This is a genomic window from Streptomyces sp. NPDC044002, from assembly GCF_056434525.1.
Map to the genome: position 1 here is coordinate 1 of NZ_JBWKEZ010000108.1, position 17,129 is coordinate 17,129.

The window sequence follows — 17,129 nt, forward strand, 5'->3', positions numbered from 1 at the left end:
CACAGCCAACCCCCTCCCACACACCACTTGACGATCCATAGGAGCTTCAGGCCGGCACGACACGGAAGGACGATGGGACTGACGGGAAACCCCCAACCAGCCCTGAGGCCGTCCGAGGGAATACCGCCCTCCCTCAGCCGACTTCCCTCGGATCCCTCTGCGACCGCACCGCGCCCATGCTGGCCGCGATCACCAGGGCGATCGCGAGCGCGTCCAGCGGCGACATCGCCTGGCTCAGCACCAGGAAGCCCGCGGTCGCCGCGATGGCCGGTTCCAGGCTCATCAGGATCGCGAAGGTCGGGGCCGGGAGGCGGCGCAGGGCGAGGAGCTCCAGCGTGTACGGGAGCACCGACGACAGCACCGCGACGCCGAGGCCCAGTGCCAGCGTGCTCGGGGTGAGGAGGTCGGAGCCGGCCTCCGCCACGCCCAGCGGGAGTGAGATGACCGCGGCCACCGCCATCGCCAGGGCCAAGCCGTCCGCCTGCGGGAAGCGGCGGCCGGTACGGGCGCTGAAGACGATGTACGCCGCCCACATCGCCCCCGCGCCCACCGCGAAGCCGGCGCCGAGCGGGTCGAGGCCGCCGAGGCCGCCTCCGCCGTGGCCGGCCAGCAGGGCGACACCGGCCAGGGCCAGGGCGGCCCACAGCAGGTTCACCAGGCGGCGCGAGACGATCACGGACAGGGCCAGCGGGCCGAGCACCTCCAGGGTGACGGCGGGGCCGAGCGGGATGCGGTCGATGGCCTGGTAGAAGAGGCCGTTCATGCCGGCCATGGCCACGCCGAAGGCGACGACCGTCCCCCAGTCGGAACGCCCGTACCCGCGCACCTTGGGGCGGCACAGGACGAGCAGCACCAGCGCGGCGGCCGCGAGCCGCAGCGTGACGACGCCCGCCGCGCCCACCCTGGGCATGACCATCACCGCGAGGGCTGCCCCGAACTGCACCGACACCCCGGCCGAGACCACCAGCGCGACCGGGCCGAGCCGGGAGGCCCGGGCCGGGGCGGAAACCGGACCGGCGACCGGACCGGAAGCCGGAACGACGGTCGTCGGGGACGAAGAAGATGGTGCGGGCATGAATCCAGACTAAGGGGTGCGTAAGCCCCATCACCGAGTGTTCTGCCTTACACCCCTGCCCTGCACTCCTAGCCCTGCACCCCCTCCCCCAACCCCTCCCCCAACCCCTCCGCCAGGAGTTCCGCCAGGTGCCGCGCCCGGTGCCCGCCCAGCTGCGCGATCTGGGTGCGGCACGAGAACCCGTCCGCCAGCACGGCGGCGTCCGGCGCGGCCGTGCGCAGCGACGGGAGCAGTTGTTCCTCGGCGCACGCCACCGAGACGGCGTGGTGGCCGGGCTCGAAGCCGAAGTTGCCCGCGAGGCCGCAGCAGCCGCCGCTGAGCTCCCCCGTCAGCCCGGCGCGTGCGCGCAGCCGCCGGTCGGCGGCGTCGCCGAGGACGGCGTGCTGGTGGCAGTGGGTCTGCCCGGCGACGGGCCGGTCCAGGCGGGGCGGGGTCCAGTGAGGGGCGTGCTCCTCCAGGGTTTCCGCGAAGGTGCGGACGGCTGCGGCGAGGCGGTGGGCGCGGGGGTCGTCGGGGAGGAGGGCCGGGAGGTCGGTGCGCAGGGCCGCCGCGCAGCTGGGTTCGAGGACCAGCACGGGTCCGCGTACGCCGTCCATGTCGTCCAGGGTGTCCAGGGTGCGCCGGAGCACCCCGCGGGCGCGGTCCAGCCGGCCGGTGGAGACATAGGTCAGCCCGCAGCACACCCGGCCCCCGGCGGGGACGGTGACGCCGAGGCCGGCCGCCGTGAGCACCCGGACGGCGGCCCGGCCGGCCTCGGGGGTGAAGTACTCGGTGAAGGTGTCGGGCCACAGGGTCACGGCGGCCGCACCCGCACCAGCACCACCCGCACCAGCACCACCCGCCCCGGCACCACCCGCACCACCCGCACCACCCTCACCGCGCCCGCTCCCCCGCGCACCCCACCACCGCGTGAACGGCACCCCCGCCACCTCCGGCAGGGCCCGCTCGCGGGCCAGCCCCGGCACCCGCAGGACGCGCCCGGCGGCGTTGACGGCGCCGGCCGCGCGCAGTGCGGCGATCAGCCGGAGCCAGGCGGGGAGGCCGCCCAGGGTGTAGTGCGAGAGGGGCCGGAGGCGGCCGGCCCAGTGGCGGTGCAGGAACTCCGCCTTGTACGCGGCGACGTCCACGCCGACCGGGCAGTCGCTGCGGCAGCCCTTGCAGCCGAGGCAGAGGTCGAGGGCCTCGGCGACTTCGGGGGAGCGCCAGCCGCCGGTGATGACCTCCCCGGCCAGCATTTCGTGCAGCAGCCGGGCGCGGCCGCGCGTGGAGTGCCGTTCCTCGCCCGTGGCCCGGTACGACGGGCACATCACGCCGGGGCCGCCGGTGTCGGTGCTGCGGCACTTGGCGACGCCCACGCACCGCACCACCTCCTCCCCCATCCCCTCGCCCAACCCCATCCTCGTCCCCTCCCCCTCCCCCTCCCCCTCCCCCTTCCCCGCCACCACCGCGAACCGGAGGTTCTCGTCCAGCCGGGCCGGGCGGACCAGGATCCCGGGGTTCATGCCGCCCGCCGGGTCCCACAGGTCCTTGTACGCCCCGAAGAGCTCCATGACCCGCGGCCCGTACATCCGCGGCAGCAGCTCCGCGCGGGCCTGTCCGTCGCCGTGCTCCCCGGACAGGGAGCCTCCGTGGGCGGCGACCAGGTCGGCCAGTTCCTCCGAGAAGGCCCGGAAGCGGGCCCGGCCCGCCGCCGAGACCAGGTCGAAGTCGATCCGGACGTGGACGCAGCCCTCCCCGAAGTGCCCGTACGGGGTCCCGTGCAGCCCGTGCTGCGCCAGCAGGGCCCGGAACTCCCGCAGGTACGCGCCGAGCCGGGCGGGCGGGACGGCGCAGTCCTCCCATCCCGGCCAGGCCATCGCGCCGGACGGGGTGCGGGTGGCGGTGCCGGCCGCGTCCTCCCGGATCCGCCAGAGGGCGCGCTGCGCGGCCGGGTCCGTGACGAGTGCCGCGTCGAGCGCGTCGGCGTCGCGCAGCAGGCGCCGTCCGGTGTCCTCGTCGGGCATCTCCACGAACAGCCAGGCCCCGCCCCTGGGCAGTCCCGTGGCCCCGCGCACCAGGTCCTCGGCCATGCCCTCGACGGTGAGCGGCCCGTGTCCGAGGAGCCCGGCGGCAGCGTCGGCCGCCGCGCTCTCGTCGGGGTAGCCGAGCACCGCGAGGACGGGTGCGGGCGGCAGCTCCACCAGCCGCACCGCCGCCTCGGTGACGACACCGAGGGTGCCTTCGCTACCGCAGAAGGCCCGGGCGAGCCGTACGCCCCGTTCGGGGAGGAGGGCGTCGAGGCCACCGTAGCCGGAGATACGGCGGGAGAAGGTTCCGGCGGCGAGGCCGGTGCGGAGCTCGGCGAGGTTGGCGTGGACGAGTTCCCGCAGCCCGGCCGGGGCGCCCGCCCAGCCCGTGCCGATCCGCTGGACGGCACCCCCGTAGCGGACCACCGTCAGCTCGTCGACGTTGTCGGCGGTGGTGCCCCAGGCGACGGAGTGGGCGCCGCACGCGTTGTTGCCGATCATCCCGCCGAGGGTGCAGCGGGAGTGCGTGGACGGGTCGGGCCCGAAGGTCAGCCCGTACGGGCGCACCGCGTCCCGCAGCCGGTCGAGGACGAGCCCGGGCTGGACGACGGCCGTCCGGGCCTCCGGGTCGAGGGACACCAGGGCGTTCATGTGCCGGGTGAGGTCGAGCACCACCCCGACGCCCGTCGCCTGCCCGGCGATGGAGGTGCCGCCGCCGCGCGGTACGACGGGGACCCCGGCGTCGGCGCAGATCCGCAGGGCGGCCGCCACGTCCTCGGCGTCGCGCGGGGCGACGACCCCGACGGGCACCCGCCGGTAGTTCGAGGCGTCCATGGTGGTGAGGGCCCGTGCGGCGGCACTGAAGTCCACCTCCCCGCGCAGCTCTGCCCGCAATGTCCGCTGGAGTTCCCCGGTCGACGTCACGGCGCCCACCTTGCCACCGGCGGCGGGCGTCTCACCGGGTGGACGCGCCTCCGACGCCCGGTCCGGGACCCGATACGCTCCGCTCGTGGCTGAGATCCAGATTCCCGCTGACATCAAGCCCGCCGACGGTCGCTTCGGCGCGGGCCCCTCCAAGGTGCGGACCGAGGCGCTGGACGCCCTCGCCGCCACCGGTACCTCCCTGCTCGGCACCTCCCACCGCCAGGCCCCGGTCAAGAACCTGGTCGGCTCGGTGCGCGAGGGCCTCCGGGACCTCTTCTCCCTGCCCGAGGGTTACGAGGTGATCCTGGGCAACGGCGGCTCCACCGCGTTCTGGGACGTCGCGACCGCCGGTCTGATCGAGCGGAAGTCCCAGCACCTGACGTTCGGCGAGTTCTCGTCGAAGTTCGCCAAGGCGGCGAAGCTCGCGCCGTGGCTGGACGAGCCGTCCGTGATCTCGTCGGAGCCGGGCACGCACCCGGAGCCGGTCGCCGAGGCGGGCGTGGACGTGTACGCGTACACGCACAACGAGACCTCGACGGGTGTCGCGGCGCCGGTGAAGCGCGTCGCGGGCGCGGACGCCGGTTCGCTCGTCCTGGTGGACGCGACGTCGGGCGCGGGCGGTCTTCCGGTGGACATCACCGAGACGGACGTCTACTACTTCGCCCCGCAGAAGTCCTTCGCCTCGGACGGCGGCCTGTGGCTGGCGGCGTTCTCCCCGGCCGCCCTGGAGCGGGCCGCGCGCGTGCACGCGTCGGGCCGGCACATCCCGGAGTTCTTCTCGCTGCCGACGGCGATCGACAACTCGCTGAAGAACCAGACGTACAACACCCCGGCGCTGTCGACCCTCTTCCTGCTGGACCAGCAGCTGAAGTGGATGAACTCGCAGGGCGGTCTGGAGTTCACGACGGGCCGTACGGCGGCCAGCGCGCGGAACCTGTACGGCTGGGCGGAGGCGTCGAAGTACGCGAGCCCGTTCGTGCAGGACGCGGAGAAGCGTTCCGCGGTCATCGGCACGATCGACTTCTCGGACGACGTCGACGCGGCGGCGGTGGCGAAGGTGCTGCGCGCCAACGGCATCGTGGACACCGAGCCGTACCGCAAGCTGGGCCGCAACCAGCTGCGCATCGCGATGTTCCCGGCGATCGACCCGGCGGACGTGCAGGCGCTGACGGCCTGCATCGACTACGTGATCGAGCAGCTCTGATCCCGGTAGACCCCTGTGGGCCGAGCCCCCGGCGCCTTCGCGGCGCCGGGGGCTCGGTCGTTCCCGGGCCCGCGCGCGCCGGGACCTTCGTCCTGAAAATCCGGGTAAAGGGTGGGCCAAAGGAGACCCCGCGGTGCAGCGTTGGCCTGCGGTTTCGCCGGGCGGGACTTTCGGCACGGCGGCCCGGCGGGTCCTTGGTCCGGTGCAACCGAGCGCGCGGCATGTCCCTCATGTCTGGTGTGCCGGGAAACAACCCGGCTGCCCCGTTCAGGAGGATTCCATGCGCAAGGCACACAAGCTCCAGGCGATAGCCCTCGCCTCCGTCCTGGCCCTCGCCGGCGGCACCGCCACCGCTTTCGCCGCCGACGCCCCCTCCCCCTCCCCGACCCCCACCGCGAGCGCGAGCACCGCCCCCGCCGGGAAGGCCACCCTGGAGCTGCCCACCTCGCCGGTGAAGCCGGGCGACGCCATCAGCATCACGGCGAAGGTCCCCGCCGGGTCCAAGTACGCCCTCGTATCCTCGGACGCGCTGTCCCGCGCCGACCTCAAGCGCGGCCAGGACGACACCACCTGGACCGGCACCGGCACGGTCGCGAACGTGAAGGGCGGCGACTACACCGTCTCCCTCAAGGGGGTCGGCCCCGACGGCGCCGAGTTCCGTGCCACCGCCCGGCTGACCGTCAAGGGCGACGCCCCGAAGCCGACCCCGGCCGCCTCCAGCCTGAAGCTCTCCACGGACCACGGCCGCCCCGGCGACAAGGTCACCGTCACCGTGAAGACCTCCGCGAAGGACGCCTACGTGAAGTCCGACGCCTTCGAGGGCGGCAGGGTCGACCTCAAGGGCGACGGGCACGGCACCTTCACCGGCACCGCCACCGTCGCCCGGAACACCAAGACCGGCTACTACGGCGTCGACGCCTTCGCCGGCGGCAAGAAGTTCGACACCGTGAAGTTCTCCGTCGAGACCAAGGGCAACCCGGACGTGAAGCCGGCCCCGCTGAAGCCGGCCCCCCTGAAGCCGGCCCCGCTGAAGCCGTCCGAGCACAAGACGCCCAAGGGCTCCGTCAACACCGGCCAGGCCCCCGCCGATGCCTGAGGCCGCCCCCACCCGCCGCCGGGGCGGCCGCGCACGCCGCGCCGCCGCCCTGGCGGGGGCCCCGGTCCTCGCCCTCGCCCTGGCCACCGGCTGCTCGGCCGGCGCCGAAGCGCACGGCACCGCCCCCAGCCCCCGGACACCCGCCTCCGCCCTCCCCGGCTCCGTCCTCCCCGCGTCCGTCCCCGACCGGATCGAGATCCCCGGCATCAAGGTCGACGCCCCGCTCGACACGGTCGGACTCGACGCCCAGGGCGTCATGCAGGAACCGGATTTCGCCAAACCGAAGGACGCCGCCTGGTACAAGGAGGGCCCCACCCCAGGCGAGGCCGGCGCGGCCGCGATCGTCGGGCACATGGACACCCCGCAGGCCCCCCAGGCCGTCTTCTACAACCTCAAGACCCTCAAGAAGGGCCAGGAGATCGAGGTCCACCGCGCCGACGGCACCACCGCCGTCTTCGCCGTCGACTCCGTCGACACCTTCAAGAAGGACGCCTTCCCCACCGGCAAGGTCTACGGCGACACCCACGGCAAGGCCGAACTGCGCCTGATCACCTGCGGCGGCAACCTCACCGCCGACCGCCACTGGGACTCCAACGTCGTCGTGTTCGCCCACCTCACGGGCAAGGCGTAGCCCCCCACGCGATACCTTCAGCACTCCAGAGGAGTACGCGGTACAGCGTGGAGGCATGCGGCGTGAACGTGCGAGTGACGGCGGCCGAGAGCGGCGTGGACCCCTTCAGCACCGCCCGGCTGCGGCGGGGGGTGCTCGACTCGTGGGGCGCGGGCCCGGCCCGGTTCCGCGAGGACGCCAACGCCGAGGAGGACCTGGCGCTCGGCGGCTACCGGGACCGGCTCGTCGTCGAGCTGGCCCAGAACGCCGCCGACGCCGCCGCCCGCGCCAAGGTCCCCGGCCGGCTGCGCCTGACCCTGCACCCCGCCGGACCCGACGGCCCCGCCGTGCTGGCCGCCGCCAACACCGGGGCCCCGCTCGACGCGACGGGCGTCGAGTCGCTGAGCACCCTGCGCGCCTCCGCCAAGCGGGAGAACGACCAGGGCTCCGTGGGCCGCTTCGGCGTCGGCTTCGCCGCCGTGCTGGCCGTCTCCGACGAGCCCGCGGTGCTCGGCCGCCACGGCGGCGTCCGCTGGTCCCTCGCCGAGGCCCGCGAACTGGCCCGCGAGGCCGCCGCCTTCAGCCCCGGCCTCGGCGACGAACTCCGCCGCCGCGACGGCCACGTACCGCTGCTGCGGCTGCCGCTGCCCGCCGAGGGCACCGCCCCCGAGGGCTACGACACCGTCGTCGTTCTCCCGCTGCGCGACGCCGCCGCCGAGGACCTCACCGAACGCCTGCTGGCCGGCATCGACGACGCCCTGCTGCTGACCCTGCCCGGGCTGCGCGAGGTCGTCGTCGAAACCCCCTCCGCCGGACACCGCGTCCTCTTCCGGCGCATGGACGGCCCGTACACCGTCATCGAGGACTCCGCCTCCGGCACCCACCGCTGGCGCACCGTCCGCCACACCGGCCCCATCGACCCCGCCCTCCTCGCCGACCGGCCCGTCGAGGAGCGGCTGCGGCCCGACTGGACGGTCACCTGGGCCGCCCCCGTCGACCCCGACGGCGCCCCCGTACGCCCCCGCACCGCGCCCGTCGTGCACGCCCCGACCCCCACCGACGAGCCCCTGGGCGTACCCGCCCTGCTCATCGCCTCCCTGCCGCTGGACACCACCCGCCGCCACCCCGCGCCCGGCCCGCTGACCGACTTCCTCGTCGAGCGCGCCGCCGACGCGTACGCCGAACTCCTGGGCGCCTGGGAGCCGGTGAGCACCGGCCTGGTCGACCTCGTGCCCGGCCCGCTCGGCGGGAGCCCGCTCGACGGCGCCCTGCGCGCCGCCGTCCTCCAGCGGCTGCCCCGCACCGCGTTCCTCGCCCCGGCCGCCCCCACCGAGGAACTGCCGTCGCTGCGGCCCTTCGAGGCCGAGGTCGTGGAGGGCGCGGGCGCCGACACCGTACGGGTCCTCGCGGAGGTCCTCCCGACGCTGCTGCCCGCCGGGCTGGAACGCCGCCCCGAGCTGCGCACCCTGGGCGTGGGCCGGCTGCCGCTCGGCGACGCCATCGAGCGGATCGCCGGCATCGAGCGCACCCCGGACTGGTGGCACCGCCTCTACGACACCCTGGCCGGCGTGGACCCCGACCGGCTGTCGGGCCTGCCCGTGCCGCTCGCCGACGGCCGCACCACCATCGGCCCGCGCCACGTCCTGCTGCCCGGCCCGGACACCCCCGCCGACCTGGCCCGGCTCGGCCTGAAGGTGGCCCACCCGGACGCCGCGCACCCGCTGCTGGAGAAGCTGGGCGCACTCCCCGCCACCGCGCGCGCCGTCCTGACGACCCCGCAGGTCCGCGCCGCCGTGGCCGCCTCCCTGGACGCGGGCGAGGTCTGGGACGAGGACGCGCCGGACCCGGAGGAGCTCGCCGACACCGTCCTGACCCTGGTCCGCGCGGCCGGTCTGGCCCCGGGCGAGGAGCCCTGGCTGGGCGCGCTGGCCCTGCCCGACGAGGACGGGGAGCTCGCCCCGGCCGGTGAGCTGCTGCTCGCCGGGAGCCCGCTGGCGTCGGTGCTGCGCGAGGACGAGGTCCCGTACCTGGACGCCGATTTCGCGGCCCGCTGGGACGCGGACACGCTGGCCGCGTGCGGGGTGCTGACCGCGTTCCAGCTGGTCCGGGCGACCGACGTGGTCCTCGACCCGGACGAACTGGAGCCGCGCGAGGGCGATTTCGCCGAGCCCGACGACGCCGGCCTGCTGGAGGCGGTCGACGTGTGGTGCGAGGACCTCCTGGACCAGTTCCCGGACGCCCCGGTGCCGCCGGTGGCGACCGAGCTGGTCGCCGTACGGGACCTGGACCTCGTCGACGACGACCGCTGGCCTCAGGCCCTGGCGATGCTGGCGCAGCCGCCGCTGCGTGACGCCCTGACCCAGCCGCTGCGGGTCCTGCTCCCGGACGGCACCACGCAGTCGGTGCGCTCGTACACCGCCTGGTGGCTGCGCGACCACCCGGTGCTGGACGGCCGCCGCCCGGCCGGTCTGCGGGCGGCGGGCGGCGATCCGCTGCTGGCGGGCCTGTACGCCCCGGCGGACGCGACGGGCTTCGAGGACGAGCAGGTGCTGCGGGCCCTGGGCGTACGCACTTCCGTGCGCGCCCTGCTGGAGGAGCCCGGCGGTGCGGCGGAGCTGCTGGGCCGGCTCGCCGACCCGGACCGCGAGGTCAGCGGGCACCAGCTGCACGGCCTGTACGGGGCGCTGGCCGATCTGGACCCGGAGCAGGTGACGCTGCCGGACGAGCTGCGGGCGGTGGTGGACGGCGAGGTGGTCGTGGTGGACGCGGCCGACGCGGTCGTCGCCGACGCCCCCGACCTCCTCCCGCTGACGGCGGGCCTCCCCCTCCTCCCGGTCTCCCCGTCCCGCGCGGGGGACCTGGCGGACCTGTTCCAGGTGCGCCGCCTGTCGGAGACGGTCCCGGCGGAGGTGACCACGCCGGGCGAGGAGCACGAGGTGCCGGAGTCGGTGCGGATCCTGCTGGGCCCGACGACCCCGGCGACGTACGTGGAGCACGAGGAGCTGGTGGCGGGCGGCACGGAGCTGGACTGGCGGCTCACCCCGGACGGGGTGCTGCACGCGGCGACCCTGGAGGGCGTGGCGGCGGGCCTGGCCTGGTCGGCGTCCCAGTGGCCCCGCCGCTTCGAGGTGGCGGCCCTCCTGGAGGACCCGTCGCGGACGGCGGAGCTGGCCCGGGACCGCTGGTTCGACTGACCGTCTAGGCCGGGAAGCGGCGGTCCACCCACCGGAAGGTGAACTCGATCAGGGCCGCCGCTCCCGCCGCGATCGCGACCGCGATCCACGGCATGGTCACGCCCTCCAGCTTGAGCTGGAAGAAGTCCTGGAGCCAGGGCACGACGAGGACGACGAGGAAGGCGGCGCCCATCGCGCCGACCAGGGCGACGCGCCACCACGTGTAGGGGCGGGCGATGATCGCGAGGACCCACATGGAGGTCAGGAAGAGGGCGAGCGTCGCCGCGCTGGTCTCGGCCTTGAGGGCGTCGGGGCCGCTGTAGTGGGCGCGGGCGATCAGGTAGGTGGCGAAGGTGGCCACGGCCGCGATGGCGCCGCCGGGGATGGCGTAGCGCATGACCCGTTTCACGAAGTGCGGCCTGGCGCGTTCCTTGTTCGGGGCGAGTGCCAGGAAGAAGGCGGGGATGCCGATGGTGAGGGTGGACAGCAGGGTGAGGTGGCGCGGCAGGAAGGGGTATTCGACCTGCGAGCACACCACCAGGATGGCCAGCAGCACCGAGTAGACCGTCTTGGTGAGGAAGAGGGTCGCGACGCGGGTGATGTTGCCGATGACGCGGCGGCCTTCGGCGACGACCGAGGGGAGGGTGGCGAAGCTGTTGTTGAGCAGCACGATCTGGGCGACGGCCCGGGTGGCCTCGGAGCCGGAGCCCATGCTGACGCCGATGTCGGCGTCCTTGAGGGCGAGGACGTCGTTGACGCCGTCGCCGGTCATGGCGACGGTGTGGCCGTTGGACTGGAGGGCGCCGACCATGTCGCGCTTCTGCTGCGGGGTGACGCGGCCGAAGACGGAGTTCCCGTCGAGGACCTCGGCCATCTCGGCGCGTTCGGCGGGCAGCCGGCGGGCGTCGACGGTGTTGTGTGCGCCGGGCAGGCCGAGCTTGCCGGCGACCGCTCCGACGGAGACGGCGTTGTCGCCGGAGATGACCTTGGCCTTGACGTTCTGCTCGTCGAAGTAGCGCAGGGTGTCGGCGGCGTCGGGGCGCAGCCGCTGTTCGAGGACGACGAGGGCGGTGGGGCGTACGCCGGTGGCGACGGCGGGGTCGTCGAGTTCGCGGGCGGAGCGGGCCAGCAGCAGGACCCGTAGTCCTTGTTCGTTGAGGCCGTTGATCTCGTCGAGGGCGGGGTCCCCGGCGGGGAGGAGCACGTCGGGGGCGCCGAGCAGCCAGGTGTTGTTCTCGCCGTCGCCCTCGCTGAAGCTGGCGCCGCTGTACTTGCGGGCGGAGGAGAAGGGCAGGGACTCGGTGCAGCGCCATTCGGCGCTGTCGGGGTAGGCGTCGATGATGGCCTGGAGGCTGGCGTTGGGGCGGGGGTCGGATTCGCCGAGGGCGCCGAGGACCTTCTTGACGTAGGCGGCTTCCGCGCCGCCGAGGGGGCGGAGTTCGGTGACGTCCATGCCGCCTTCGGTGAGGGTGCCGGTCTTGTCGAGGCAGACGACGTCGACGCGGGCGAGTCCTTCGATGGCGGGGAGTTCCTGGACGAGGCACTGTTTGCGGCCGAGCCGGATGACGCCGATGGCGAAGGCGACGGAGGTGAGGAGGACGAGCCCCTCGGGGATCATCGGGACGATGCCGCCGACGGTGCGGGCGATGGAGTCCTTGAGGTTGGAGTCCTTGACGACGAGCTGGCTGATGATCAGGCCGATGGAGGTCGGGACCATCATCCAGGTGACGTACTTGAGGATGGTGGAGATGCCGGAGCGCAGCTCGGAGTGGACGAGGGTGAAGCGGGAGGCCTCTTCGGCGAGCTGGGCGGCATAGGCCTCGCGGCCGACCTTGGTGGCGGTGAAGGCGCCGCCGCCGGCGACGACGAAGGAGCCGGACATGACCTGGTCGCCGGGCTTCTTGAGGACGGGGTCGGCCTCGCCGGTGAGGAGGGATTCGTCGATCTCCAGTCCGTCGGCCTCGCCGACGAGGCCGTCGACGACGACCTTGTCGCCGGGTCCGAGTTCGATGACGTCGTCGAGGACGATCTCGGAGGTGGAGACCTCGGCGGTGGCGCCGTCGCGGCGGACGCTGGGTTTGGCCTCGCCGATGACGGCGAGGCCGTCGAGGGTCTTCTTGGCGCGGAGTTCCTGGATGATGCCGATGCCGGTGTTCGCGATGATCACGAAGCCGAAGAGGCTGTCCTGGATGGGCGCGACGATCAGCATGATCACCCACAGGACGCCGATGATGGCGTTGAAGCGGGTGAAGACGTTGGCCCGGACGATGTCGGCGGTGGAGCGGGAGGAGCGGACGGGGACGTCGTTGACGTCGCCGCGCGCGACGCGTTCGGCGACCTCGGCGGTGCTGAGGCCGGCCGGCTTGAACCGGGGGGCGGGGGGTTTCACCGGGTGTACGGGGTCGAGCTCGGCGCCCGCGTCGATGGCGGCGCCGCCGGCCCGTTCCGGCCCGTCATGGTCGATCCTCGCCCGCTGCGTCATGTTTTCGACGGTAAGGGCGGTTCGAACGCTTCACCCCCCGAGCGGTCGGAAGATCCGACTTCAGGATGACCCGAATCGTCCCGAGGTCGCCCGTGGCAAGCAGCCATCGCGGCGCGGCCGGGCGAAGCCGCTCGGCGGCCGCTCCGGGGCCGCCGGGCGAAGCCGCTCGGCGGCCGCTCCGGGGCCGCCGAGCGGTGGGGCCTACGCGCCGCTGCCCGCCTGCGGGGCCGGTCCGGCCTCCCCGTCCCCGGCGGCCGCCACGGCCCGTTCCGCCGCGTGACGCTTCAGCGCCGCGTCGCGGCCGCGGACGTACCAGATGCCGATCAGGCCGAGTCCGCCGCCGGCGGCGCAGGTCCACACCCACCACAGCAGGTCGCGGTCGGCGAACCAGCCGTAGAAGGGCAGCTGGACGAGGAACATCGCGAACCAGAGGATCGTGCCGCCGGTGATGGTGGCGACAACCGGGCCCTCCAGGGGCTCGGGCGCCTCGTGCTTCGCAGTCCACTTCGCCATGGAGCCCAGTCTAGGTGGCCCGTTTTCGGGTCTACGCGCGGAGATGGACGGCCCTTCGTTCATGTGTTCATACTGAAACGGTTTGTCTACGACCGGATTCGTTCGTATGAACCGCCCAATAGACCCGTTTGAGGACCGCATGAGCACCTCGGCACCCGCCGCGGCCCCCACCACCGGCCTGGACCGGTACTTCAAGATCTCCGAGCGCGGCTCGACCGTGGCCCGCGAGGTCCGGGGCGGCTTCGCCACCTTCTTCGCGATGGCCTACATCATCGTGCTGAACCCGATCATCCTGGGCAGCGCGAAGGACATGTACGGGCACCAGCTCGACGGCGGCCAGCTCGTCACCGCGACCGTCCTGACGGCCGCCTTCTCCACCCTCCTCATGGGCGTCATCGGCAACGTCCCGATCGCCCTGGCCGCCGGCCTCGGCGTCAACACCGTCGTGGCCCTCCAGCTGGCCCCGCGCATGAGCTGGCCCGACGCCATGGGCATGGTCGTCCTCGCCGGCTTCGTCGTGATGCTGCTGGTCGCCACCGGCCTGCGCGAGCGCGTCATGAACGCCGTCCCGCAGGGCCTGCGCAAGGGCATCGCGATCGGCATCGGCCTGTTCATCATGCTGATCGGCCTGGTCGACTCCGGCTTCGTCACCCGCATCCCGGACGCCGCCCACACCACGGTCCCGCTCCAGCTCGGCGGCAACGGCCACCTGCACGGCTGGCCCGTCCTGGTCTTCGTCGTCGGCGTGCTGCTCACCCTCGCGCTGCTGATCCGCAAGACGCCCGGCGCGATCCTGATCTCCATCGTCGTGATGACCGTCGTCGCGGTCGCCGTGCAGCTGGTCGCGGACCTGCCCGACCTCGCGTGGGGCCTGACCGTCCCGCAGTGGCCCGGCAACCCGGTCGCCGCCCCCGACTTCGGGCTGGTCGGCCAGGTCAGCCTCTTCGGCGGCTTCGGCAAGGTCGGCGTCCTCACCGGCGTCCTGTTCGTCTTCACCGTGCTGCTGTCCTGCTTCTTCGACGCGATGGGCACCATCCTCGGCGTCGGCGACGAGGCCAAGCTGACGAAGCCCGACGGCACCTTCCCGGGCATCAACCGGGTCCTGCTCATCGACGGCCTGGCCGTCGCCTCCGGCGGCGCCACCTCGTCCTCCGCCACCACCTGCTTCGTGGAGTCCACGGCGGGCGTCGGCGAAGGCGCCCGCACGGGCCTGGCCAACGTGGTGACCGGCGCCCTCTTCACCGTCTCGCTCTTCCTGACCCCGCTCGCCACGATGGTCCCCTCGCAGGCCGCCACCCCCGCCCTCGTCGCGGTCGGCTTCCTGATCCTGGCGGGCTCGGTCCGGGACATCGACTGGAGCGACTTCACCATCGCCGTCCCGGCCTTCATGGCCATGGTGATGATGCCCTTCACCTACTCGATCACCAACGGCATCGGCATCGGCTTCATCAGCTTCGCCGTGCTGCGGCTGGCGACGGGCCGGGGCCGCGAGGTCCCGGCCGCCATGTACGCCGTCTCGGCGGTCTTCGTCTTCTACTACGCGATGCCGGCCCTCGGCCTCACGTAAGCCCGTAGAACTTCTCCGTCTCGTCGACGGCGGCCTTGAACCGCTCGTCGAAGTCATCGCGAATGAGCGTCCGGACCACATAGTCCTGGACGCTCATTCCGCGTTTGGCGGCATGGTGCCGGAGCCGTTCCAGCAGCTCCCCGTCTATGCGCATGCTCAGCACATGTGTCCCCATGCCCGAAAGGGTCGGGCCACAGGGTGCGCACGCGTGTCACTTTCCGCCGCCCACTCACCCGTACGAGTGAGACGGCCGCCCCTCGGAAACCGTTTTTCCTTAGACAGAGTAATGAGTTATTCTAAAGACATGCATGACCTCTCCCATGGCGACGACGCCGCCGCCGTGAACGATCTGCGCTCCGCCGTGATGCGGCTGGGCCGGCGCCTGAAGCACCAGCGCGTCGACGAATCGCTCAGCCCGACCGAGATGTCGGTGCTCGGCACCCTCGCCCGCTGCGGCCACGCCACCCCCGGCGAACTGGCCCGGCGCGAGCACGTCCAGCCCCCGTCGATGACACGCATCGTCGCCCTGCTGGAAGCCAAGGGACTGGTCACGCTGGAGCCGCACCCCGAGGACCGCCGCCAGAAGGTGGTCCGCCAGACCGAGGAGGCAGAGACGATGCTCGAAGAGAGCCGTCGCAAGCGCAACGCCTTCCTGGCCGGGCTCGCGGCCGAGCTCACCGAGGACGAATGGGCCAAGCTCCGCGCGGCCGCACCCGTCCTGGAGAAGCTCGCCCACCTATAGGAACGACGCCAGGAGGCGAACGCTTTTGAGTACGGGAACCGGAGCAGACTCCGCACCCGGCCATACATCCACCACTACCACCGCCGCGAGCAGAAACTCCATGTTCAGCTCGCTGAAGATCCGGAACTACCGGCTCTTCGCCACCGGCCAGGTCGTCTCGAACACGGGCACCTGGATGCAGCGCATCGCGCAGGACTGGCTGGTCCTCTCCCTGACCGGCTCCGCGTCCGCCGTCGGCGTCACCATCGCCCTGCAGTTCCTGCCGATGCTGCTCTTCGGGCTCTACGGAGGCGTACTCGCCGACCGGCTGCCCAAGCGGCCGCTGCTGATCGCCACCCAGAGCGCGATGGGCCTCACCGGCGTCGCACTCGCCGCACTGACCCTGGCCGGCAACGTCCAGGTCTGGCACGTCTACCTCGCCGCCTTCCTGATCGGCCTGGTCACCGTCGTGGACAACCCGGCCCGGCAGACGTTCGTCTCCGAGATGGTCGGCCCCGCGCAGCTCGCCAACGCCGTCAGCCTGAACTCCGCGAACTTCCAGTCCGCGCGGCTGGTCGGCCCGGCGATCGCCGGCGTGCTCATCACCGCCGTCGGATCCGGCTGGGCCTTCCTGCTGAACGGCCTGTCCTTCGCCGCACCCATCGCCGGCCTGCTGCTGATGCGCACCCGCGAGCTGCACCCCGTCACCCCGCAGCCGCGCGCCAAGGGACAGCTGCGCGAAGGCCTGCGCTACGTCGCGGGCAAGCCCGAGCTGGTCTGGCCGATCGTCCTGGTCGGCTTCATCGGCACCTTCGGGTTCAACTTCCCGATCTGGCTGTCGGCCTTCACCGAGGACGTCTTCCACGGCGACGCGGGCACGTACGGGCTGTTCAACACCCTCATCGCGGCGGGCTCCCTGGCCGGCGCCCTGCTGGCGGCCCGCCGCGGACACTCCCGCCTGCGGCTGCTGGTGACGGCTGCGGTGCTCTTCTCGGTCCTGCTGCTGGTCACCGCGTTCGCGCCGGGCTTCTGGCTGTTCGCGGTGCTGCTGGTGCCGATCGGGATGTTCGGTCTGACCGTCAACGTCGTGGCGAACTCCAGCGTCCAGATGGCCACCGACCCCGAGATGCGGGGGCGGGTGATGGCCCTGTTCATGATGGTGTTCACCGGCGGCACCCCGGTCGGTGCCCCGCTCGTCGGCTGGATCACGGACACGTACGGAGCCCGGCTCGGCATGGCCGCGGGCGGCCTGATCTCCCTCGCCGCCGCGGTGGCCGTCGGCCTGGTCCTGTCCCGCGTGGGCAACCTCAGGCTCCGCCTGAACCGCCACGGCGTCGTCTTCGTCCCGACCGTGGCGCGGCGCGAGCTGGCCCCCGCCGCGTAGGCGCGCCCTTCTTGACACGCCGCGCCCCTTCTTGACGCGCCGCTCGCGCGGTGCGGCCGCGGGCGGCCTTACCGGCTTCGCGCCGCTGCGCCGGACTCCGTCCGTCGGGCGTGGGGCGGGGCCGGTTCGCGCGGCCGGGGCCGGTGGGTCGGGTGCGGGTGGGTGGGCCGCTGCGCGGGGCGAGGTCCCCTACCCGCCCTTCCACCGTTCCCAGGGGCTCCGCCCCTGACCCCGGTCGCCTCAAACGCCGGCGGGGCTGAAAGAGCCGGGCGCTCCGCACCCGGTGCGCTCAAACGCCGCGCGGGCTGGATTTCGCGCAGCGAAATTCCAGCCCCGCCGGCGTTTGAGGCGCGGGGGTCTGGGGGCGGAGCCCC

The 17,129-nt window shown here is 73.3% G+C and carries 12 protein-coding genes; 7 read left to right on the top strand and 5 right to left on the bottom strand.

Going from position 1 to position 17,129, the window contains the following annotated elements; all coding sequences use genetic code 11:
* Positions 1 to 133: 133 nt before the first annotated feature.
* Both AC07A6_RS39500 and AC07A6_RS39505 read right to left on the bottom strand, forming a co-directional pair.
* Positions 134 to 1,075 (bottom strand): EamA family transporter, encoded by a 942-nt coding sequence (locus AC07A6_RS39500; RefSeq protein ID WP_478780322.1) that lies wholly within the window; start codon positions 1,073 to 1,075, stop codon positions 134 to 136.
* 68 nt (positions 1,076 to 1,143) lie between these two features.
* Positions 1,144 to 4,005 (bottom strand): FAD-binding and (Fe-S)-binding domain-containing protein, encoded by a 2,862-nt coding sequence (locus tag AC07A6_RS39505; RefSeq protein WP_478780323.1) that lies wholly within the window; start codon positions 4,003 to 4,005, stop codon positions 1,144 to 1,146.
* Between the two features lie 85 nt (positions 4,006 to 4,090).
* Between AC07A6_RS39505 and serC the strand changes: the two genes are divergently transcribed.
* The 4 genes from serC to AC07A6_RS39525 all read left to right on the top strand — a co-directional run bounded on the left by serC (position 4,091) and on the right by AC07A6_RS39525 (position 10,109).
* Complete coding sequence (gene serC / locus AC07A6_RS39510) at positions 4,091 to 5,209, top strand: phosphoserine transaminase (RefSeq protein ID WP_362472982.1); 1,119 nt, start codon at positions 4,091 to 4,093, stop codon at positions 5,207 to 5,209.
* Between the two features lie 280 nt (positions 5,210 to 5,489).
* Positions 5,490 to 6,305: a hypothetical protein gene (locus tag AC07A6_RS39515; protein ID WP_478780324.1), complete on the top strand. Its 816-nt coding sequence runs from the start codon at positions 5,490 to 5,492 to the stop codon at positions 6,303 to 6,305.
* Positions 6,298 to 6,936: a class F sortase gene (locus tag AC07A6_RS39520; protein ID WP_478780325.1), complete on the top strand. Its 639-nt coding sequence runs from the start codon at positions 6,298 to 6,300 to the stop codon at positions 6,934 to 6,936. Before AC07A6_RS39515 ends, AC07A6_RS39520 begins: the two co-directional genes overlap by 8 nt.
* Positions 6,937 to 6,998: 62 nt before the next feature.
* A complete protein-coding gene (locus AC07A6_RS39525; RefSeq protein ID WP_478780326.1) occupies positions 6,999 to 10,109 on the top strand; it encodes a sacsin N-terminal ATP-binding-like domain-containing protein in 3,111 nt (1,036 codons plus the stop codon).
* Between the two features lie 4 nt (positions 10,110 to 10,113).
* Here AC07A6_RS39525 and AC07A6_RS39530 read toward each other — a convergent pair whose 3' ends face one another.
* The gene (locus tag AC07A6_RS39530; protein ID WP_478780327.1) at positions 10,114 to 12,570 is read right to left on the bottom strand and encodes a cation-translocating P-type ATPase; all 2,457 of its coding nucleotides are present in this window, start codon (positions 12,568 to 12,570) and stop codon (positions 10,114 to 10,116) included.
* A 201-nt stretch (positions 12,571 to 12,771) separates the two neighbouring features.
* Positions 12,772 to 13,083, bottom strand: a complete 312-nt coding sequence (locus tag AC07A6_RS39535) for a DUF2530 domain-containing protein (RefSeq protein WP_362472996.1) — start codon at positions 13,081 to 13,083, stop codon at positions 12,772 to 12,774.
* Between the two features lie 139 nt (positions 13,084 to 13,222).
* On the opposite strand from AC07A6_RS39535, the gene AC07A6_RS39540 reads away from it, so the two are divergent.
* Positions 13,223 to 14,650 (top strand): NCS2 family permease, encoded by a 1,428-nt coding sequence (locus AC07A6_RS39540; protein WP_362472999.1) that lies wholly within the window; start codon positions 13,223 to 13,225, stop codon positions 14,648 to 14,650.
* Here AC07A6_RS39540 and AC07A6_RS39545 read toward each other — a convergent pair.
* Entirely contained in the window at positions 14,643 to 14,825 is a 183-nt protein-coding gene (locus tag AC07A6_RS39545) for a hypothetical protein (RefSeq protein WP_007265601.1), read from the bottom strand. The two genes, AC07A6_RS39540 and AC07A6_RS39545, sit on opposite strands and share 8 nt — an antisense overlap.
* Positions 14,826 to 14,954: 129 nt before the next feature.
* Between AC07A6_RS39545 and AC07A6_RS39550 the strand changes: the two genes are divergently transcribed.
* Positions 14,955 to 15,392 (top strand): MarR family winged helix-turn-helix transcriptional regulator, encoded by a 438-nt coding sequence (locus tag AC07A6_RS39550; RefSeq protein WP_125603236.1) that lies wholly within the window; start codon positions 14,955 to 14,957, stop codon positions 15,390 to 15,392.
* A gap of 25 nt (positions 15,393 to 15,417) precedes the next feature.
* The gene (locus AC07A6_RS39555; RefSeq protein ID WP_478780328.1) at positions 15,418 to 16,755 is read left to right on the top strand and encodes an MFS transporter; all 1,338 of its coding nucleotides are present in this window, start codon (positions 15,418 to 15,420) and stop codon (positions 16,753 to 16,755) included.
* Positions 16,756 to 17,129 lie beyond the last annotated feature (374 nt).